The sequence below is a fragment of the Achromobacter sp. PD1 genome, assembly GCF_048541815.1.
Classification (GTDB): Bacteria; Pseudomonadota; Gammaproteobacteria; order Burkholderiales; family Burkholderiaceae_B; genus Achromobacter; species Achromobacter bronchisepticus_A.
This window is the reverse complement of the sequence record NZ_CP183349.1, coordinates 640,906-661,381: the sequence shown is the minus strand read 5'-3', so window position 1 is coordinate 661,381 and position 20,476 is coordinate 640,906. Positions and strand designations below refer to the sequence as shown.

18 protein-coding genes are annotated in these 20,476 nt (G+C 63.1%); 1 reads left to right on the top strand and 17 read right to left on the bottom strand.

The window, feature by feature from the left end; translation table 11 throughout:
• The first annotated feature begins 13 nt into the window (after positions 1-13).
• The gene (serB, locus tag ACM1PE_RS03055; RefSeq protein WP_059374940.1) at positions 14-871 is read left to right on the top strand and encodes a phosphoserine phosphatase SerB; all 858 of its coding nucleotides are present in this window, start codon (positions 14-16) and stop codon (positions 869-871) included.
• A gap of 88 nt (positions 872-959) precedes the next feature.
• Here serB and ACM1PE_RS03050 read toward each other — a convergent pair whose 3' ends face one another.
• From ACM1PE_RS03050 to ACM1PE_RS02970, 17 genes are all read right to left on the bottom strand, one after another.
• Positions 960-3,236 carry a TonB-dependent receptor gene (locus tag ACM1PE_RS03050; protein ID WP_419342537.1) on the bottom strand — a complete coding sequence of 759 codons (2,277 nt, stop codon included), beginning with the start codon at positions 3,234-3,236 and terminating at the stop codon, positions 960-962.
• A 337-nt stretch (positions 3,237-3,573) separates the two neighbouring features.
• Positions 3,574-3,903 carry a DUF2818 family protein gene (locus ACM1PE_RS03045; protein WP_054450498.1) on the bottom strand — a complete coding sequence of 110 codons (330 nt, stop codon included), beginning with the start codon at positions 3,901-3,903 and terminating at the stop codon, positions 3,574-3,576.
• Between the two features lie 15 nt (positions 3,904-3,918).
• Entirely contained in the window at positions 3,919-5,403 is a 1,485-nt protein-coding gene (nuoN, locus tag ACM1PE_RS03040; protein ID WP_042796786.1) for an NADH-quinone oxidoreductase subunit NuoN, read from the bottom strand.
• A gap of 9 nt (positions 5,404-5,412) precedes the next feature.
• Positions 5,413-6,915, bottom strand: coding sequence for an NADH-quinone oxidoreductase subunit M (locus ACM1PE_RS03035; protein ID WP_059374942.1), 1,503 nt, complete (start codon positions 6,913-6,915; stop codon positions 5,413-5,415).
• Complete coding sequence (gene nuoL / locus ACM1PE_RS03030; protein ID WP_419342536.1) at positions 6,912-8,948, bottom strand: NADH-quinone oxidoreductase subunit L; 2,037 nt, start codon at positions 8,946-8,948, stop codon at positions 6,912-6,914. Before nuoL ends, ACM1PE_RS03035 begins: the two co-directional genes overlap by 4 nt.
• A 17-nt stretch (positions 8,949-8,965) precedes the next feature.
• A complete protein-coding gene (gene nuoK / locus ACM1PE_RS03025) occupies positions 8,966-9,274 on the bottom strand; it encodes an NADH-quinone oxidoreductase subunit NuoK (protein ID WP_006217969.1) in 309 nt (102 codons plus the stop codon).
• A complete protein-coding gene (locus ACM1PE_RS03020; protein WP_054450491.1) occupies positions 9,271-9,921 on the bottom strand; it encodes an NADH-quinone oxidoreductase subunit J in 651 nt (216 codons plus the stop codon). Before ACM1PE_RS03020 ends, nuoK begins: the two co-directional genes overlap by 4 nt.
• A gap of 17 nt (positions 9,922-9,938) precedes the next feature.
• Positions 9,939-10,427 (bottom strand): NADH-quinone oxidoreductase subunit NuoI, encoded by a 489-nt coding sequence (nuoI, locus tag ACM1PE_RS03015; RefSeq protein WP_008161196.1) that lies wholly within the window; start codon positions 10,425-10,427, stop codon positions 9,939-9,941.
• Positions 10,428-10,448: 21 nt separating this feature from the next.
• Positions 10,449-11,522, bottom strand: a complete 1,074-nt coding sequence (gene nuoH / locus ACM1PE_RS03010) for an NADH-quinone oxidoreductase subunit NuoH (RefSeq protein WP_059374944.1) — start codon at positions 11,520-11,522, stop codon at positions 10,449-10,451.
• Positions 11,522-13,849, bottom strand: a complete 2,328-nt coding sequence (nuoG, locus tag ACM1PE_RS03005; protein ID WP_251877457.1) for an NADH-quinone oxidoreductase subunit NuoG — start codon at positions 13,847-13,849, stop codon at positions 11,522-11,524. Before nuoG ends, nuoH begins: the two co-directional genes overlap by 1 nt.
• 15 nt (positions 13,850-13,864) lie before the next feature.
• Entirely contained in the window at positions 13,865-15,232 is a 1,368-nt protein-coding gene (gene nuoF, locus ACM1PE_RS03000) for an NADH-quinone oxidoreductase subunit NuoF (RefSeq protein WP_059374946.1), read from the bottom strand.
• A complete protein-coding gene (gene nuoE / locus ACM1PE_RS02995; protein ID WP_059374951.1) occupies positions 15,229-15,723 on the bottom strand; it encodes an NADH-quinone oxidoreductase subunit NuoE in 495 nt (164 codons plus the stop codon). Before nuoE ends, nuoF begins: the two co-directional genes overlap by 4 nt.
• A 47-nt stretch (positions 15,724-15,770) precedes the next feature.
• Positions 15,771-17,027 (bottom strand): NADH-quinone oxidoreductase subunit D, encoded by a 1,257-nt coding sequence (locus ACM1PE_RS02990; protein ID WP_059374957.1) that lies wholly within the window; start codon positions 17,025-17,027, stop codon positions 15,771-15,773.
• 3 nt (positions 17,028-17,030) lie between these two features.
• Positions 17,031-17,657: an NADH-quinone oxidoreductase subunit C gene (locus ACM1PE_RS02985; protein WP_059374964.1), complete on the bottom strand. Its 627-nt coding sequence runs from the start codon at positions 17,655-17,657 to the stop codon at positions 17,031-17,033.
• A 75-nt stretch (positions 17,658-17,732) separates the two neighbouring features.
• Positions 17,733-18,209 carry a NuoB/complex I 20 kDa subunit family protein gene (locus ACM1PE_RS02980; RefSeq protein ID WP_006217960.1) on the bottom strand — a complete coding sequence of 159 codons (477 nt, stop codon included), beginning with the start codon at positions 18,207-18,209 and terminating at the stop codon, positions 17,733-17,735.
• A gap of 39 nt (positions 18,210-18,248) precedes the next feature.
• Positions 18,249-18,608: an NADH-quinone oxidoreductase subunit A gene (locus ACM1PE_RS02975; protein WP_006217959.1), complete on the bottom strand. Its 360-nt coding sequence runs from the start codon at positions 18,606-18,608 to the stop codon at positions 18,249-18,251.
• A 291-nt stretch (positions 18,609-18,899) separates the two neighbouring features.
• A complete protein-coding gene (locus ACM1PE_RS02970) occupies positions 18,900-20,021 on the bottom strand; it encodes a porin (protein WP_059374966.1) in 1,122 nt (373 codons plus the stop codon).
• Positions 20,022-20,476: the final 455 nt, after the last annotated feature.

Below are 20,476 nucleotides of genomic sequence, written 5' to 3'. Positions count from 1 at the left end.
CACACTGATTTTTATGACTACCCATCACCTTGTCGTCCAATCCCCCGGCCTGACCGTGGAACACGCCGAACAGCTGGCAGCCCTGGCCCAGGCGCAAGGCGTCGCACGCATCAGCGCCACCGCCGCCCGCCTGCTCGACGTACAACACGACGATGCCACCCGCGCCGAGGTCGTCGGCTGGGCCGAACGCCACGGCGTCGACACCGCCTTCCTGTCCGCCGGCCTGAAGCTGTCGGGATGCAAGGTGCTGGCCATGGACATGGACTCCACGCTGATCAACATCGAATGCATCGACGAGATCGCCGGCGTGGCGGGCCTGAAGGACAAGGTCTCCGAAATCACCGAGGCCGCGATGCGCGGCGAGATCAAGGACTTCTCCGAAAGCCTGCGCCGCCGCGTCGCCCTGCTCGAAGGCGTGCCAGCCGATGCGCTGGAACAGGTCTATACGGAAAAGCTGCGCCTGAATCCCGGCGCCGAACGCCTGATTTCCACCGCCCAGGCCGCCGGCATCAAGGTGCTGCTGGTCTCCGGCGGCTTCACCTTCTTCACCGAACGCCTGCGCCAGCGCCTGAACCTGGACAGCGCGCACGCCAACACCCTGGAAATCGCCAACGGCGTGCTGACCGGCAAGGTCCTGGGCGACATCCTCGACGCCGACGCCAAGGAAGCCCACCTGCGCGAGTTCGCCCGCCAGCACGGCGCCTCCCAGGAGCAGATCATCGCCATGGGCGACGGCGCCAACGACCTGAAGATGCTGGGCATCGCCGGCTTCCCCGTCGCTTACCACGCCAAGCCGCTGGTGCGTCAGCAGACGCGCTACGCGCTGAATGTGTCGGGGCTGGACGGGGTGCTGAACTGGTTCGAGAGCTGAACGCGTCACGCCCGGCGCCTGTGCCTGCAGCCGGCGGGCGAGCATGAAAAAAGCCACCTCGCGGTGGCTTTTTCATTGCAGCGGCGTATCAGTACCGCACGCGCAGCGAGAGCAGCGCCGCCCGGCCCGTGCCCAGCGCCGCGTAGTGCGCCGCATAGGCCTTGGTGTAGTAGGTTTCGTCGAAAATATTCAGCACATTCAACTGCGCCGACATATGGTCGTTGAATTCGTACGCGGCCATGGCGTCGAAGCGCCAGTAGGAAGGCACCCAGCGCGCCTTGGGCGTGCCGTCGGCGTTCTTGGTCGCGTCCGAATTGCCGTACACCTTGTCCACGTAGTAGGCGCCGCCGCCGACCGTCAGCTTGGGCAGCACCTTGTAGGTGGTCCACAGGCTGAAGGCATTGCGCGGCGTGTTGGGCAGGTCCTGGCCCACGGCGCCGCTGTTGTAGGCGCCCTTGGTCATTTCGCTGTCCATGAAGGTGTAGCCGCCGAACACGTTCCACTTGGGCGTGATGCTGCCCGAGAAGCCCAGTTCGATGCCGCGCACCTTGGCCTCGCCGACCTGCGCGGTCTCGGTGGCCGAGACCGCGACGCTGGTGTTCTTGCGGATGTCCTGGAAAGCCGCCGCCGACAACGTCAGGCGATCATCGAACACCTGCCACTTCGTGCCCAGTTCCACCGTACGGCTCTTCTCAGGCTCCAGCGACTGGTTCGTGACCGACACGGCATCGCTGATCGCGCTGGAGGCGATGGCGGACGGCGTGGACGAAGTTCCGTAAGTGGCGTAGATGGTGCCGTTGGGCGCGGGCTTGTATGCCAAGCCAACCTGGTAGTTAAAGAGGTTGTCCTCGCGGCTGGTACTGTAGAACGCCGGCGTGCTGGCCGGGTCATTGCGGCCCTTGGCGATGTTGCTGCCGCTGGTACGGTAATTGTCCCAACGCAGGCCCAGGCTGGCTTGCCATTGCTCGTTGAACTTGATCGTGTCGAAGCCGTAGAGCGCGACCGTATCCGTGTTGTAGCGCGCCGGATTGTTGTTCCGTTGCAGATGTCCAGGATAGTAGGTGCCCGGGTCCGGATCCCACAACGAGGCGCAAAGCGCCGGATTGGCGTAGGTATTCTTGCCGTTGGCGGTGCCAGTCACGCAGCCGCTCGTTCCAGCGGGAACGCCCGACTCGGTGTAGCTGTCCTTGTCCTGCTTGATGTTGCTGTACTCGAAGCCCAGGTCGAACGAGTGCTTCAGGCTGCCGGTATCGAATTCGCCCGTCAGGTTGGTCTGGTTGGCGAAGCTCTTGGTGACGTAGTAGCCCGACTTGAGAGCCCGGTACACCAGGCCATTCGGAACGTTGCCCTTGCTGTCGTCGGGGTTGGTCGCCGCAAAATCGGTGGTGCCGCGGCCATAGCGCGTCACGTTGCGCAGTTGCAGCTTGTCGGAGAAGTCGTGCTGGAAGTCCACGGTAGCGACGTCGTCGCGGGTCTTCATGAAATCGCGGCCCTTCAAGCCATAGAAGCTCTTGCGGCTTACACCCATGGTCTCCGTCACCGGCTGGCCCGTTTTCGGATCATACGGGATGGAGTAATCCGGCATGCTGTCGTCTTGGTAGTGGTAGTAGCTCAGCGTGATGCGCGTCGGCGTACCCACGCCCAAGGTCAGCGAGGGCGCCACGCCCCAACGCTCGAAGTCCACCGCGTCGTCACGGCCGGGCGCGTCACCCTTGTTGCCCATGACGTTCAGGCGGAACGCGGCCTTGTCGGCCAGGCGCCAATTGCTGTCGATGGTCGCACGGTAGTTGCTGTCCGTGCCGATCTGCGCCGTGGCTTCCGTAAAGTCGGTGGCCTTGGGCGTCTTGCTGACCATATTGATGCTGCCGCCCGCGCCGCCGCGGCCGGAATAGACCGAGTCCGGCCCCTTGATGACTTCGACCTGCTCCAGGTTGAAGGTGTCGCGCACCTGCGTGCTGGAATCGCGAATGCCGTCCAGGAAAATGCTGCCGGCGGAATTCTGGCCGCGGATGATCGGCAGGTCGCCGCCCGGGCGACCGCCCTCGCCCGCGCCGAACGTGATGCCGGGCGAATTGCGCAGGACGTCCTGCAGCGTGGACGCAGCCTGGTCCTGGATCACCTGCTTTGGCACGACCTGCACCGTGCGCGGGGTGTCCAGCAAGGGGGCCGTGAACTTGGGCGATTGCGCCGTGGATGTCTGGTAGGACGCCCCCTCACCCTCCACGCGCACGGGCGCAAGTTGCGTCACGCCCGAATCCGCGGATTGGGCGGCGGCGTACGGGCTGATGAACAGCGCGGGGGCCGCGATCGCGGCAGCCAGGGAGGTAGTGAGCGCATTCAGCGAATACGTATCTTGGGGCTTCAAACCAGCTTCTCCGAATGTAAATAGCAACGATTCTTGTTTTTTTAACGTTTGCGATTCTGAACTGTGCGGCTGAATGAAACCTGAATGAAAGACCCAAACTCATCCAAAAGATGAAAAAACAACACCATAAGTGGGTTATCCCCCACGGGTCTTCGCAGGGCTCGCGCCGGGTATCCGCTAGTGCAAGACGCTGAGTAGCTCCGCCCTCCCGAATACCCCCGAATGGGCAAGGAAAGGCATCAGCAAGCTCAAAAGGCACAGGCTAAGCCGGGGGTTCCATGCACCCACGAAAAAAAACGCCCCACAGGGCGTTTTTCATGCATGAACCAGGCTGCCTTCAGGTGCGCAGGCGCGGGTGCCGCTTGAACAGGTACCGGTACACAAACCCCGGATACGCCAGCACCAGATACAGGCTCAGCGTGATCGCGTAGAACTCCCAGGTCTGGGAAAAGCGGTTGCCCAGCGTGGATTCGAACGCGAAACCGAGCGCACCGACGATGGCGTAGAACACCAGCACTTCGATCAGACGCATCCAGAACGGTTTGACTGCCGCCACCCCGCCCTGCTTCCAGGGCATGACGGCGAATACCCGCTCCGTCAGGAACGGGAGATTCGCGCTGACCAGGGCCAGCGCGATCAGCAGCCATACCGCCAGAGTCTGGTTCATGGCCCCGTTTTCCGTTTACAGGCTGAGCGAGCTGCGGATTGCCTGCACGCACAAGGCCATCAGGCCGCCCGGCAGGATGCCCAGGATCAGGATCAGGGCGCCGTTGACCGACAGCACGCCGCGTTGGCCGCAGGTGGCGACCATCGGCGCGGCATCGGCGGCCGGCTCGTCGAAGTACACGACCTTGACCACGCGCAGGTAGTAGAACGCGCCGATCAGCGAGAACAGCACCGCAATCACGGCCAGGGTCACGTGGCCTGCGCTGACCAGCGCCTGCAGCACGGCCAGCTTGGCGTAGAAGCCCACCAGCGGCGGAATGCCGGCCAGCGAGAACATCAGCAGCAGCACGATGGCGGCATGCCACGGGCTGCGGCGGTTCAGGCCCTTCAGGTCGTCGATGTGCTCGCACTCGAAACCTTGGCGCGACAGCAGCAGCACGATGCCGAAGCTGGCCAGCGTGGTCAGCACGTAGGTCAGCATGTAGAACAGCGAGGCGCCGTAGGCGGCCGACGACAGTTCCGGCTTGCCCGCGACCGAACCCGACATCAGGCCCAGCAGCACGAAGCCCATGTGCGAGATGGTCGAATAGGCCAGCATGCGCTTGAAGTTGGTCTGCGCGATGGCCGTCAGGTTGCCGATGGCCAGCGACAGCACCGCCAGGATCATCAGCATCGGCTGCCAGTCGGCGGCCAGGCCGTGCAGGCCATCGACCAGCAGGCGCAGCGTGATGGCGAAGGCGGCCAGCTTGGGCGCGCCGCCCAGGATCAGGGTGACGGCGGTGGGCGAACCCTGGTAGACGTCCGGAACCCACATGTGGAACGGCACGGCGCCGAGCTTGAACGCCAGGCCCGACACCAGGAACACGATGCCGAACACCAGGGCCAGCTTCTCGGCCTTGCCCGCGGCGATGACCTTGGACACTTCAGCCAGATCCAGGTGGCCGGTGGCGCCGTAGATCATGGACATGCCGTACAGCAGGAAGCCCGAGGCCAGCGCGCCCAGCACGAAGTACTTCATGGCGGCTTCGGTGGCGACGACGTTGTCGCGGCGCAGCGCGATCAGCGCGTACAGCGCCAGCGACATCAGCTCCAGGCCCAGGTAGATCGAGATCAGGTTCCCGGAGGAGATCATGACCATCTGGCCCAGCAGGGCGAACAGCGTCAGGACGTAGAGTTCGCCGCCGCGCATCATGTCGCGCACTTGCGCGTAGACGCGGCCATAGACCAGGGTCGCGGCCACGGCGATGTAGGACGCGATCTTGAGCAGATGCGACAGTTCGTCGGTGACGTACAGGCCGTTGAAGGTCGAACCAACAACGCCGTTCTTCCATTGCAGGGCCGACACGACGGTCAGCACGCCCAATGCAAGCATGGTCAGCAGAAACGTCGGCTTGCGCTCGGGGTGATTGCTGACCGCGTCGACGAGCAGGATAGCCAGGCCGAAAACCAGCAGGAGGATTTCCGGTGTCGCCAGGGCGAAATCGATTTGGGATTGCATCATTGTCTTGTCTTACAGTTTCGAGACGGCAACGTGTTGCAGCAGGGCCTCCACCGAAACGTGCATCACGTCGGTAAAGGGCTTGGGATAGATCCCCATGTACAACACGGCGATCGCCATCACGCCAAGAATCACAAACTCGCGGCGGTTGATATCGGTCAGTTCACGCACGTGGTCGTTGGCGACGTCGCCCAGGACCACGCGCTTGACCATCCACAGCGAATACGAAGCGCCCAGGATCAGGGCGGTCGCCGCCAGCAGGCCGATCCAGAAGTTGTGCTCGACCGCGCCCATGATCACCATGAACTCGCCGACGAAACCGCTGGTGGCCGGCAGGCCGCTGTTGGCCATCGAGAACAGGATGAAGAAGGTGGCGAAACGCGGCATGACGTTGACCACGCCGCCGTAGTCGGCGATGCGGCGCGAGTGCATGCGGTCATAGAGCACGCCGATACACATGAACATGGCGCCCGACACGAAGCCGTGCGAGATCATCTGCACGATGGCGCCTTCGACGCCGGCCGTGTTGAAGATGAAGAAGCCCAGCGTGACGAAGCCCATGTGAGCAACCGACGAATACGCCACCAGCTTTTTCATGTCGTCCTGGACGATCGCGACCAGGCCGATGTAGATCACGGCGATCAGCGACAGCGTGATCATCATGCCGGCCAGGCTGTGCGAGGCGTCAGGCGCGATCGGCAGCGAGAAGCGCAGGAAACCGTAGGCGCCCAGCTTCAGCATGATCGCGGCCAGCACGATCGAGCCGCCCGTGGGAGCTTCGACGTGAGCGTCGGGCAACCACGTGTGGACCGGCCACATCGGCACCTTGACGGCAAAGGCCGCCAGCAAAGCCACGAAGATCAGGATCTGCGGGGTGTAGCCCAGCTTGGTCTGCTGCCAGGTCAGGATGTCGAACGAACCGCCCGACACGTTCCACAGGTACACGAAGGCGACCAGCGTCAGCAGCGAGCCCATCAGCGTGTACAGGAAGAACTTGAACGCCGCGTACACGCGGTTCGGGCCGCCCCAGACGCCGATGATGATGTACATCGGGATCAGCGTGGCTTCGAAGAACACGTAGAACAGCATGCCGTCCAGCGCGCAGAACACGCCCACCATCAGACCCGACAGGATCAGGAAGGCGGCCATGTACTGGGACACGCGGCTGGTGATGACTTCCCAGCCGGCCAGCACCACGATGATGGTGATGAAGGCGGTCAGGAGCACGAACCACATCGAGATGCCGTCGATGCCCAGGTGGTAATTGACGTTGAAGGCCTCGATCCAGGAGGTCTTCTCCACGAACTGCATCTTGGCCGTGGTGGAGTCGAAACCGGTGTACAGCGGGATCGTGACGAGGAAACCGGCGATTGAGCCGACGAGCGACAGGCCGCGCGTCAGGCCGGGACGGTCGTCACGGCCCACCGCCAGCACCAGCAGGCCGAATACGATCGGGACAAAGATCGCAAGCGTGAGCCAGGGGAAAGTGTTGGATGCCATCTCGCTTGCCATCATTGGGGAATCAGCACAAAGAAAGTCACCAGCGCCATGATGCCGATGATCATCGCGAACGCGTAGTGATAGATGAAGCCGGACTGCAGGTGACGGCTGACCGCTGCCACCCAGCCCACCACACGGGCGCTGCCGTTGATCAGCAGGCCGTCGATGATGCCGCGGTCACCGGTCTGCCACAGGCCACGGCCCAGGCAGCGCAGGCCGCGGGCGATGATCTGCTCGTTGACCCAATCCACGTAGTACTTGTTCTCGAGCACCTTGTTGATGCCGGACAGGCTGGATTGGATCTTGGCCGGAACCTTCGGGTTGATCAGATAGCAGTACCAGGCGGTGACGGCGCCAGCCACGACCAGCCAGAACGGAACCGTCTGGAAGGCGTGCAGGCCGAAGGCCACCCAACCGTGCCACTCTTCGTTCAGCTCGTGCATCGCAGGATGCTGCGGCAGGACCTTGATCACGCCGTCGAAGAACTTGCCGAACAGCATCGGATCGACAACCAGGGCGCCGATGATGACCGACGGGATCGCCAGCAGCACCAGCGGCAGCGTGACCACCCAGGGCGACTCATGCGGCGTGCCGTGATGGCCATGGCCGTCCGGCTCATGGTCGACGTCGGCGGCGTGGTGATGGTCGTCGTGGCCATGGCCGTGACCGGTGGTATCGAAGCGTTCCTTGCCGTGGAAGACCAGGAAGTACACGCGGAACGAGTACAGCGAGGTCACGAACACGCCGATCAGGGTCGAGTAGTACGCGAAGTTCGCGCCCCAGACATTGGCGGCGCCGGCGGCCTCGATGATGTGTTCCTTCGAGTAGAAGCCCGAGAAGAACGGCGTGCCGACCAGGGCCAGCGTGCCCAGCAGGAAAGTGATCCAGGTGATGGGCATGTACTTGCGCAGGCCGCCCATGTTGCGGATGTCCTGGTCATGGTGCATGCCGATGATCACGGAGCCCGCGCCCAGGAACAGCAGCGCCTTGAAGAACGCGTGCGTCATCAGGTGGAAGATCGCGACCGAGTAAGCCGAGGCGCCGAGCGCGACCGTCATGTAACCCAGCTGCGACAGCGTGGAGTACGCGACCACGCGCTTGATGTCGTTCTGGATGATGCCCAGGATGCCCAGGAACAGCGCGCCGATGGCGCCGATCACGATGATGAAGGACAGCGCCACGTCGGACAGTTCGAACAGCGGCGAGAAACGCGCGACCATGAAGATGCCGGCCGTCACCATGGTGGCGGCGTGGATCAGCGCGGAGATCGGGGTCGGGCCTTCCATCGAGTCAGGCAGCCAGGCGTGCAACGGAACCTGGGCCGATTTGCCCATGGCGCCGATGAACAGGCAGATGCAGGCGACGGTCAGCAGCATCCAGTCGGAACCGGGCAGCGTCAGCGTGGCCAGCTTGTCGGCCTGGGCGAAGACTTCGCCGTAGTGCATGGTGCCGGCGTAAGCGAACAGCAGGCCGATGCCGAGCACGAAGCCGAAGTCGCCGACGCGGTTGATCAGGAACGCCTTCATGTTGGCGAAGATCGCCGTGGGACGGGTGTACCAGAAGCCGATCAGCAGGTACGACACCAGGCCCACCGCTTCCCAGCCGAAGAACAGCTGCACCATGTTGTTCGACATCACCAGCATCAGCATGGAGAACGTGAACAGCGAGATGTACGAGAAGAAGCGCTGGTAGCCGGGATCATCCGCCATGTAGCCGATGGTGTAGATGTGCACCATCAGCGACACCGAAGTCACCACGACCATCATCATGGCCGAGAGCGGATCGATCAGGAAGCCGATTTCCAGCTTGGTCTGGCCGATCAGGCTCCAGGTGTAGACCGCGCCGTCGAAGCGCAAGCCATTGAGCACGTCGTTCAGCACCACCACCGAACCGATGGTGGAGATGAGCACGCCCAGGATGGTGATCATGTGCGAAGCGCGGCGGCCGATGGGACGGCCCAGGAACCCGGTGCCGAAGAGGCCCGCGAGAATTGCCCCGGCCAGCGGAGCCAGCGCGATGAGCAAGTAGAGATTGGGTGAGCTAGACATTTTCTTCCAATACCCCGTCAGCCCTTCAGGCGATCGAGTTCGTCAACGTTGATCGTGTTCAGGTTGCGGAACAGCAGCACCAGGATGGCCAGGCCGATCGCCGCTTCGGCGGCGGCCACGGTCAGGATGAAGAACACGAACACCTGGCCGGCGGTGTCGCCGAACCAGCTGGAGAACGCCACGAAGTTCATGTTGACGGCCAGGAGCACCAGCTCGATGGACATCAGGAGAATGATCAGGTTGCGGCGGTTCAGGAAGATGCCGAAGATCCCGATGGCGAACAGGATCGCCCCGAGGATCAGGTAGTGGGCCAGCGTCAGCGTCATTTTTGTTCTCCTTGGGGCGCGGCGGCGGTCGGGGTGCCGTTCTGCGCCTGGGCGCGCTCGCTCTGGGCGGGCATGCTCACCATGCGGTAACGGTCCTTCGAGCGCACGCGGACGGCGGCCACCGGGTCGTTGTACTTCACGTCGCGGCGGCGGCGCAGGGTCAGCGCGATGGCGGCGACCATGCCGACCAGCAGCAGCGCGGCGCCCACTTCAATGGCGTAGATGTACTGGGTGTACATGGCCTCGCCCAGCGCGCGGGCGTTGTTGTAGTCGCCGGCGACCGGGGCTTGCGGGCCCGCGCCGTACCAGGTCGAACCCAGCACGAAGGCCATTTCGACCACCATCACCAGGCCGATGACCAGGCCGAGCGGCAGGTAGGTCTTCATGCCCTGGCGCAGGGCATCCATGCGGATGTCCAGCATCATCACGACGAAGAGGAAAAGCACCATCACGGCGCCCACGTATACCAGCACCAGCAGCAGCGCGAGGAACTCGGCGCCAAGCAGCATCCACAGCATGGCCGCGTTGACGAAGGCCAGGATCAGGTGCAGGACGGCGGTGACCGGGCTGCGCGCGGTGATCACGCGGAACGCCGCGATCACCAGCACGGCGGCCAGTATGTAAAACAGGACAGTGGTAAAAGTCATGGATCAGGTCCTGGGCTTCAACGATAGGGAGCGTCTTCGGCCCGGCGGCGGGCGATGTCGGCTTCGTAGCGGTCGCCCACGGCGAGCAGCATGTCTTTGGTGAAATACAGGTCGCCGCGCTTTTCACCGTGGTATTCGTGGATGTGCGTTTCCACGATGGAGTCCACGGGGCAGCTTTCCTCACAGAAGCCGCAGAAAATGCACTTGGTCAGGTCGATGTCGTAACGCGTGGTGCGGCGGGTGCCGTCATCGCGCTGGTCCGACTCGATGGTGATCGCCAGCGCGGGGCACACGGCTTCACACAGCTTGCACGCGATGCAGCGCTCTTCCCCGTTGGGGTAGCGGCGCAGCGCGTGCAGGCCGCGGAAACGCGGCGACGCAGGCGTCTTTTCCTGGGGGTAGCGCAAGGTGACCTTGCGCTTGAAGAAATACTTGCCCGTCAGGCGCATGCCCTTGAGCAATTCGGTCAGCATCAGACTGCCGAAGAAATCCTTGATCGCTTCCATATCCTGCCTCTGCCTGGCGGCTTAGCGCCAAATGTTCCAGGGCGTCTGCATCCAGATCGCCACCACGACCAGCCAAACGCCGGTCAGCGGGATGAAGATTTTCCAACCCAAGCGCATGATCTGGTCATAGCGGTAGCGCGGGAACGACGCGCGGAACCACACGAACAACGAGACCACGACGAACGTCTTGAGACCCAGCCAGATCCAACCCGGAATCCAGGTCAGCGGCGCGATGTCGATCGGGGAAGCCCAGCCGCCCAGGAACATGATCGAGGCCATGCAGGACAGCAGGATCATGTTGGCGTATTCGCCCAGGAAGAACAGCGCGAACGCCATGCCCGAGTATTCGACCATGTGGCCGGCCACGATTTCCGATTCGCCTTCGACCACGTCGAACGGGTGGCGGTTGGTTTCAGCCACGGCCGAAATCACGTAGATCACGAACAGCGGCAAGAGCGGCAGCCAGTTCCAGGACAGGAACGTCAGGCCCTTGTCGGCAAACCAGCCGCGGTTCTGCACATGCACGATCTCGGACATGTTCAGGCTGCCGGACACCAGCAGCACCGTCACCAGCACGAAGCCGATGGCCAGTTCGTAGGACAGCATCTGCGCGGAAGCGCGCAGCGCGCCCAGGAAGGCGTACTTGGAGTTGGACGCCCAACCCGCCACGATCACGCCATACACGCCCACGGACGTGATGGCCATGATGTACAGCAGGCCGGCGTTGACGTTGGCCAGGACCACATCGGGACCGAACGGCACCACCGCCCAGGCGGCCAGGGCCGGCATCAGCGTAACCACCGGGGCCACGATGAACAGCACCTTGTTGGCCTGCGACGGAACCACCACTTCCTTGGTCAGCAGCTTGAACACGTCGGCGAACGGCTGCAGCAGCCCCTTGAAGCCAACGCGGTTCGGGCCCATGCGCACGTGCATGGCGCCGATCATCTTGCGTTCCCAGTAGGTCAGGTACGCCACGCACAGGATGATGGGCACGGCGATGACCACAATCTTGATGAGGGTCCAGAGGACCATCCAGACCGTCGGGCCCAGCAATGCCGTACCCTGGCTCTCAAGAACATTAAGCCATTCCATCAGGCACGCTCCACGCTGATTTGACCGAATGCGCCACCCAGGGCTGCGGTGTTTTCAAAGGCTGCCGAGATGCGCACGGCGCGGTCCGCCACGGCATCGTCCTGCACGGTTTCGAGTTCGACGGCGCCCTGCCCGTTCGACACGCGCACCTTGACGCCAGCCGTCAGGCCCAGGCTGGTGAGCGTGCGGCCGTTCATGGCGGCAGCCGGCTTCTTGGAGGCCGGGGCCGCTTGCAGCGGCTCCGAGCGGCGGACCATGGCGTCGGTGCGGTAGATCGGCACGTCGGCGACGCGTTCCAGGCCGCTGGCGGCCTGGCCCAGGCCCAGCGGGGCCTTGATCTCGTTGGACAGGCGGCCTTCGATGCCGCCCGCCAGCACGGCGTCGCGCACGGACTCGGAGGTCTCGTCGTCAAAGCCGGCCAGGTGCAGGACGTTGCCCAGCACGCGCAGGACCTTCCAGCCCGGACGGGTCTGGCCGAACGGCGTGACCGTGCCCTTGAAGCTCTGAGCCAGGCCTTGGGCGTTGACGAACGTACCCGAGGTTTCGGTGAACGGCGACACCGGCAGCATGACGTCGGCCCATTCGGCGGCAGCCGAACGATAAGGCGTCAGGGCCACGGCGAACTGCGCGCCGCGCAGCGCGGTGATCGCTTGCTGGCCATTGTCGGCATCCAGCAGCGGCTCGGCGTGCAGGACCACGTAGGCCTTCAGCGGCTCGGCCAGCATGGCGGCGGCGTTCTTGCCGCCCTTGCCAGGAATGGCGCCTGCCAGGTAACCGCCGACGGTGTTGCCGCCGGAAGTCAGGAAACCGAACTTGCCGCCGGCCAGTTCAGCCACGGCGCGGCCGTTGGCGGCCAGGGTCGAGGCCTGGGCGCTGGCCACGGCCAGGTTGCCCATCAGCACGGCGGTATTGGCGCCGGAAGCCAGGCTGGCGGCGATGAGCTTGGCGTTTTCGCTGGGCGCGACCGAGGCGAACTCGGCCGGCACGGCCTGTTCCTTGGCTTGGGCCAGCGCGACGGCCACTTCGGCCAGCGCGCGCGCCAGCTCGGACGGGGCCACGGTAATGCGGGCGGCCACGGGCATCAGGGGATCGTCGGCAGCGCTGTCGACCATCAGGATCTGCGTGCCGCGCTTGGCGGCTTGGCGCAGGCGCTGCGCCATGAGCGGATGATCCTTGCGCAGGAACGAACCGACCACCAGGACGCGGTCCAGGTTGTCGAGCTCGGCGATGGGCATGCCCAGCCACGGCGCGCCGGTCAGGGCGGCGTCGAAGGCGGCATCGGTCTGGCGCAGGCGGAAGTCGATGTTCTCGGAACCCAGCGAACGGACCAGGCGGCCCAGCAGCGCGTATTCCTCGGTGGTGGCGTATTCGGACGCCAGGGCGCCGATCTGGCCGGCGCCGAAGCTGTCGCGCACGCGGGACAGGCCCTGGGCCACGGCGGCAAGCGCGTCGCTCCAGGAGGCTTCCTGCCACTTGCCGTCGGTGCCCTTGATCATCGGAGCCGACAGGCGGTCTTCGCTGTTCAGGCCTTCGTACGAGAAGCGGTCGCGGTCGCTGATCCAGCATTCGTTGACGGCTTCGTCTTCGAACGGCACCACGCGCATGACGCGGTCGCCCTTGACCTGGACCACCAGGTTGGCGCCCAGGCTGTCGTGCGGGCTGACCGAACGGCGGCGAGCCAGTTCCCAGGTGCGCGCGCTGTAGCGGAAGGGCTTGGAGGTCAGCGCGCCCACCGGACAGATGTCGATCATGTTGCCCGAGAGTTCCGATTCGATCGAACGGCCGACGAAGGTCGTGATCTCGGAGTGTTCGCCGCGGCCCAGCATGCCCAGTTCCATGACGCCGGCGATTTCCTGGCCGAAGCGCACGCAGCGGGTGCAGTGGATGCAGCGGCTCATTTCCTCGGCGGAAACCAGCGGACCCAGGTCCTTGTGGAACACCACGCGCTTTTCTTCCTGGTAACGCGAGGAAGAGCCGCCGTAGCCCACAGCCAGGTCCTGCAGCTGGCATTCGCCGCCCTGATCGCAGATCGGGCAGTCGAGCGGGTGATTGATGAGCAAGAATTCCATCACCGACTTCTGAGCGGCGATAGCCTTCTCGGAGCAGGTGTGGACGACCATGCCGTTGGTCACGGGCGTGGCGCAGGCGGGCAGCGCCTTGGGCGCTTTTTCCACTTCAACCAGGCACATGCGGCAGTTGGCCGCGATGGACAGTTTCTTGTGGTAGCAGAAATGCGGCACGTAAAGCCCGACTTTCTGAGCGGCATGCATGACCATGCTGCCTTCGGGCACTTCGACCTTGTTGCCGTCGACGGTTAGTTCAACCATTGCTGTTCCTGAGACCTACAGATATTGCGGGACCACACAAGACTTGTGCTCGATGTGGTGCGCGAATTCGTCGCGAAAATGCTTGAGGAAGCCACGGACGGGCATGGCGGCGGCGTCACCCAGGGCGCAGATGGTGCGGCCCATGATGTTGCCCGCCACGTTGTCCAGCAAGTCCAGATCTTCCGGACGGCCGTGACCGTTTTCGATGCGATGCACCATGCGGTAGAGCCAGCCGGTGCCTTCGCGGCACGGCGTGCACTGGCCGCAGCTTTCCTCGAAATAGAAGTACGACAGGCGCAAGAGCGACTTCACCATGCAGCGGGTTTCGTCCATGACGATCACAGCGCCCGAGCCCAGCATCGAGCCGGCCTTGGCGATGGAGTCATAGTCCATCGTGCATTCCATGATGATGTCGGCCGGCAGCACAGGAGCGCTCGAACCGCCGGGGATCACGGCCTTCAGCTTCTTGCCGCCGCGCATGCCGCCCGCCAGTTCCAGCAGCTTCGAGAACGGGGTGCCCAGCGGGATCTCGTAGTTGCCGGGACGCTCGACGTCGCCGGTGATCGAGAACAGCTTGGTGCCGCCGTTGTTCGGCTTGCCGACTTCGAGGTAGGCCTGGCCGCCGTTGCGGATGATCCAGGGCACCGCCGCGAACGTTTCGGTGTTGTTGATGGTGGTGGGCTTGCCGTACAGGCCGAAGCTGGCCGGGAACGGCGGCTTGAAGCGCGGTTGGCCCTTCTTGCCTTCCAGCGACTCCAGCAGCGCGGTTTCTTCGCCGCAGATGTAGGCGCCATAGCCATGGAACGCGTGCAGCTGGAAGCTGAAATCCGAACCCAGGATCTTGTCGCCCAGGAAGCCGGCGGCGCGCGCCTCTTCCAGCGCTTCTTCGAAGCGCTCGTAGACTTCGAAGATTTCGCCGTGGATGTAGTTGTAGCCGACGCTGATGCCCATGGCGTAGGCCGCGATCGCCATGCCTTCAATCACGATGTGCGGATTGAAGCGCAGGATGTCGCGGTCCTTGAACGTGCCGGGCTCGCCTTCGTCGGAGTTGCAGACCAGGTACTTCTGGCCCGGGAAGGCGCGCGGCATGAAGCTCCACTTCAGGCCGGTCGGGAAGCCCGCGCCGCCACGGCCGCGCAGGCCGGAGGCCTTGACCTCGGCGATCACGTCTTCCGGCTTCATGCCGGTGGTCAGGATCTTCTTCAGGGCTTCGTAGCCGCCGCGTTTGACGTAGTCGGCCAGGCGCCAGTTGGCGCCGTCGACGTCAGCCAGGATCTGCGGCTGGATGTGTCGGCCATGCAGGCACATCGAATTGGAAACATCGTTCAGCGGGTTGGGGTCCAGCCCCTGCGCGAACTGCTTGTACAGGTCGGGCGCGTTCATGCCGACTCTCCTTGCGCCTTGAGGGCCGCGACCAGCGCGTCCAGCTTCTCTTCGGTCATGCGCACGCACATATGCTTGTTGTTCACGATGAGCACGGGCGAATCGCCGCAAGCGCCCATGCACTCGCCTTCCACCAGCGTGAACTGGCCGTCGGGAGTGGTGCCGCGGTAGTCGACGCCCAGCTTGCGCTTCAGGTAGTCGCCGGCGCGTTCGCCGTCGCGCAAGGCACAGGGCAGGTTCGTGCAGACGGCGATCTTGTTCTTGCCGACGGGCTTGACGTCGAACATGTTGTAGAAGGTGGCGACTTCCTGGACCGCGATGGGCGGAACGCCAATGTAGTTGGCCACATCTTCAATGATTTCGGTAGCCAACCAGCCCTTCTCTTCTTGCGCGATGGCAAGCGAGGCCATGATGGCGGACTGCCGCTGGTCGCCCGGGAACTTCGCGAGTTCTCGGTCGATTTTCTGGTAGGCCTGTTCGGAAAGCAGCATAGTTTGAATCCGGGTTATGCGGGCGTGCTCGTGACTGTCTGGGCGGATCAGCGATCGATCTCGCCAAAAACGATGTCCTGCGTGCCAATGATGGTGACGGCGTCGGCAATCATGTGACCGCGCGACATTTCATCCAGCGATTGCAGGTGGACAAAGCCGGGGGCCCGAATCTTCAGGCGGTAAGGCTTGTTGGCGCCGTCGGACACCGCGTAGATGCCGAATTCGCCCTTGGGGTGTTCCACCGAGGCGTACGCTTCACCGGGAGGCACGTGGAAACCTTCAGTGAAGAGCTTGAAGTGATGGATCAGCTCTTCCATGTTGGTTTTCATGGCGGTGCGCTTGGGCGGGGCGATCTTGTGGTTCTCGATCATGACCGGGCCCGGGTTGTTGCGCAGCCATTCCACGCACTGGCGGATGATGCGGTTGCTCTCACGCATTTCGGCGATACGGACCAGGTAGCGGTCATAGCAGTCGCCGTTGACACCCACGGGGATGTCGAAATCGAGCAGGTCGTAGACTTCGTAGGGCTGCATCTTGCGCAGGTCCCAGGCCACGCCCGAACCGCGCAGCATCGGGCCGGTGAAGCCCAGCGCCTTGGCGCGTTCGGGATCGACCACGCCGATGCCCACCAGACGCTGCTTCCAGATGCGGTTGTCGGTCAGCAGCGTTTCGTACTCGTCGACGCAAGCCGGGAAGCGGTTGGTGAAGTCTTCGATGAAATCCAGCAGCGAACCCGAACGCGCGTCGTTCATGACGCGCACTTCCTTGTCGCCGCGGTACTTGCTGGTGTCGCCGTATTGCGGCATCGAGTCCGGCAGGTCGCGGTAGACGCCGCCAGGACGATAGTAGGCCGCGTGCATGCGCGCGCCCGAGACCGCTTCATAGCAGTCCATCAGGTCTTCGCGCTCACGGAAGGCATATAGGAACACCGCCATGGCGCCCACGTCCAGCGCGTGCGAACCCAGCGACATCAGGTGGTTCAGCAGACGGGTGATCTCGTCGAACATCACGCGGATGTACTGCGCGCGCAGCGGGGCTTCCACGCCCAGCAGCTTTTCGATGGCCATGACGTAGGCGTGCTCGTTGCACATCATGGACACGTAGTCCAGGCGGTCCATGTAGGGCAGCGCCTGGATGTAGGTCTTGTGTTCGGCCAGCTTTTCAGTGGCGCGGTGCAGCAGGCCGATGTGCGGGTCGGCGCGCTGGATCACTTCGCCGTCGAGTTCGAGCACCAGGCGCAGCACACCGTGCGCGGCCGGGTGCTGAGGGCCGAAGTTGAGCGTGTAGTTCTTGATTTCTGCCATGATTTAACGCCCCAAGCCGTAGGAGTCTTCGCGGACCACGCGCGGCGTGACTTCGCGCGGATCGATCGTGACCGGCTGGTAAATGACGCGCCGTTGTTCCGGGTCGTAGCGCATTTCGACGGTGCCGGACAGCGGGAAGTCCTTGCGGAAGGGATGGCCGATGAAGCCATAGTCGGTGAGGATGCGGCGCAGGTCCGGGTGGCCTTCGAAGACGATGCCGTACAGGTCGAAGGCTTCGCGTTCGAACCAGCCCACGGCCGGCCAGCATTCCATCAACGACGCGACCATCGGGAATTCGTCGTCTTCGGCCCAGGTGCGCACGCGCAGGCGCCAGTTGTTCTCGATCGAGAGCAGATGGGCGACCACGGCGAAACGCGAGCGGTGGACCTTGGCGTTGGTTTCCTCGGGCAGTTGGCGCGTGCCGTTGCCCCAGGTCAGGTAGTCGACGCCGCAGAGGTCGATACAGGTTTCAAAGCGCAGGCCGACTTCGGTGCGCAGCTTGTTGCAGACGGAGAACCACTGCTGCGCGGGCACTTCGAGCGTCAGCTCGCCCAACGCCTCGGTCAGCGCGATATCCGCGCCGAGGGTGGTCTGCAAATTGTTTTTCAGGGTTTCGAGCCTGGTCATCATCTTGTACGCTTAGGTGAACCGATACGCTGGTTTCGCGGGGCCGGCTGCAAGGACTGCTGCCTGGCGCGGCGATGCTCAGCGCGCAATCGTGTTGGTCAGACGGATCTTGTTCTGCATTTGCAGCAAGCCGTAGACCAGCGCCTCGGCCGTGGGCGGGCAGCCCGGCACGTAGACGTCTACCGGTACGATGCGATCGCAGCCACGGACCACCGAATACGAGTAGTGGTAGTAACCGCCGCCGTTGGCACAGGAGCCCATCGAAACCACCCAACGCGGCTCGGGCATCTGGTCGTAGACCTTGCGCAGCGCCGGCGCCATCTTGTTGCACAGCGTGCCGGCCACGATCATCAGATCGGACTGGCGCGGGCTGGGGCGGAAGATGATGCCGAATTGGTCCAGGTCGTAGCGGGCCGCGCCCGCGTGCATCATCTCAACCGCGCAACAGGCCAGACCGAAGGTCATGGGCCACATGGAGCCGGTCTTTGCCCAATTAAGGAACTTGTCCGCGCTGGTTGTGATGAACCCTTGCTTGAGAATGCCGTCTATAGCCATATTCGTCTCTGATAGCGTGCTGTGGAAAAACCCGGCGGGTTATTCCCAGTCCAGCGCGCCCTTTTTCCATTCGTAGATGAAGCCGACCGTCAGCACGGCCAGGAAAACCATGACCGTCCAGAAACCGACGAGGCCGACCGTGCCCTGGGCGATGGCCCACGGGAACAGAAAGGCGATTTCCAGGTCGAAAAGAATGAACAGGATCGCCACCAGGTAGTAGCGCACGTCAAACTTCATGCGAGCGTCTTCGAAGGCCTCGAAACCGCATTCGTACGGCGAGAGCTTCTCGGCGTAGGGACGCCGCGGGCCAAGGAGGGAGCCGGCCGTTAGAAGCGCGAACCCGATAAGGGTGGCCACTACGATAAACAGCAGGACGGGAAAATACTGTTGCAGGTTCATTCAGGCGTCCGTCAAATGCGCAAACCTTAGGATTGTAGCATTCGCGCGGTTACTTCTGGCTGAACTCTGTAGCTCGAACAGCAGGCGAAAGACAGCATTCCTCAAATGGAACAATGGCTGCTTTCAGCACCGGTGCGCAAGCATACAGCAGCCTGCCGATGCACGCACAAACACACGCAAAAACACAGGCGCGAAAACGAAAAAAACCACCCCGAAGGGTGGTTTCATACGAACGGGCCGAAGCCCGTTCGCGCACTTTAAATCCAGGCAGGACTTGCGCCCTGCTTTGGATTAGAAGCGGTGACGGATACCGACGCCGACGGCGGTCGACTTGATGTCTTCCACGAAGGCGTAGTTCTTGGCGTACGAACCGTAAGCGTACAGGTTGGTGCGCTTGGACAGGTCGTAGGTGTAGCCCAGCGAGAAGATTTGCATCGTCTGGTCGGCGCTATCAACACCGCTCAGGCGACCGTTGCTGGGGTCAACCATTTGCCACGAACCGAACAGCTTGCTTGCGCCGCCGATCGGGGCGGACAGGCCGACCATGTACGAGTTGGCCTTGAAGCCATCAGCAAAGATGTTGCTGTTGAAGCCGATGTTGCCGGTGGTGGAGTTCAGGCCTTGGCCAGCGAACCAACCGTCGGTCGTGCGAGCGTAGGCCAAAGCCAGCTTCACGACTTCGAAGTCATACGAACCGCCCAGGGCGTACATACGCGGGGTGGCGTCGGTCTGGGTGGTCGACAGCTTGTTCGAAGCGTTCAGCTGATCGTACGAGAAGGCGATGTTCAGCGGGCCGTTCACGTAACGCAGACCGGTCGTGATCGCGCGGGTGTTGTCGGCGGTGCGGAAACCGGTTTGGGCGGTGTTTTGGTCGTCAGCATTGAACGAATAGCCCAAGCCGAACTGGAAGCCGCTGAACGACGGGGTCTGATACATGACCATGTTGTCGTAGCGTTGCGTGTTGGCAGCGCTGAAGGCGGCACCGATGTTAGCCTGACCGAAGCCAGCGCCGAACGGGTCGATCGAGCCGAAGTACTTCGACGCGATGTTGGTTTGGCGACCGAAGTCCAGTTGACCCCAGCTGTCGCTGGCCAGACCGATGGTGGCTTGACGACCGAACAGACGGCCGTTTTGAGCCGACTTGCCGTTACCCGAATCAAAGCCCGATTCCAGCTGGAAAACAGCGCGCAGGCCGTCACCCAGGTCTTCCGAACCACGCAGACCCCAGCGCGAACCGTTCTGGACGCCGTTGATCATGCCGAAACGGCTGCCGTTGACGGCATCGGGACCACCGCTGATCTTGTTGTAGCCGATACCCGTGTCGATGATACCGTACAGGGTGACAGACGTTTCTGCCTGGGCGACACCGGCAAAACCGGCGAGCAGGGCGGCAGCGAGCAGAGTCTTTTTCATTTAAGAAATCTCCGTTGATTTGAGTGACAAGAGCAGCAATCCAGCAAACCAGCCTGCCGCCCCCCTAACTCCGCGAAGGGAAGTTGACGCTATTGCATCAAAAATCAGGGGGGCTGGCTATGGTCGGCGCCAGAAAAGTGCAGGTTTACGACAGGCTTGTTGGGATATTGCAACATCCCAGCAAAGCCTGGCCGGACACGCTAGGGCTTACCCTTAGTTTTTAGGCCAAGCACCTATTCATGCGACTTTCAGCCCTGCCCCTAATTATCCGGACGCCCCGGATACCATCCCCGCCATCAAATACAGTCCCCTTCCGAGCCCTGTTTCCGCGTCGCCGCAGCCTCCAACCAGCCATCGGAATCGCACCTTCGCCATAAGGCCCCCGCAGCAGGAATGCGCTGATCCGTCCACTATCAATAACGTTGTTATTTATAAAAATCGCCGATATTATCGAG